At 73.4% G+C, this 301-nt stretch carries 1 pseudogene; it reads right to left on the bottom strand.

Annotation, left to right across the window (positions count from 1 at the left end):
- Positions 1-301: pseudogene (locus F0U44_RS22180) on the bottom strand (hypothetical protein); the annotation flags it as partial.

Raw genomic sequence — 301 nt, 5'->3', positions numbered from 1 at the left:
GACGACGGCGTCGGTCTCGTCGCGCACCGGGAATCGCGAGTGCCCCGTCTCACGCGCGCGGCCGGTGACCGGGCTGGCACGCGCGGTGTCGTCGCGCGACCGGGGGCGCACGCGCGGCGTCATGGTCTCGCCGGCGGTCCGCGTGCCGTACTCCACCGACATCTCCATCAGCTCGGCCGACTCGGCGTCGAGCGTGCCGACGTCGGCGCTGCGCTGGATCAGCGACGCCAGCTCGGTCGAGCTGCGCGCAGAACGCAGCTCCTCCTGCGGCTCGATCCCGAACCATCGCACGATCGCGTTG

Origin of the sequence: Nocardioides humilatus, assembly GCF_008373755.1 — a bacterium.
Classification (GTDB): Bacteria; Actinomycetota; Actinomycetes; order Propionibacteriales; family Nocardioidaceae; genus Nocardioides; species Nocardioides humilatus.
This window is presented reverse-complemented; position numbering and strand designations above follow the sequence as displayed.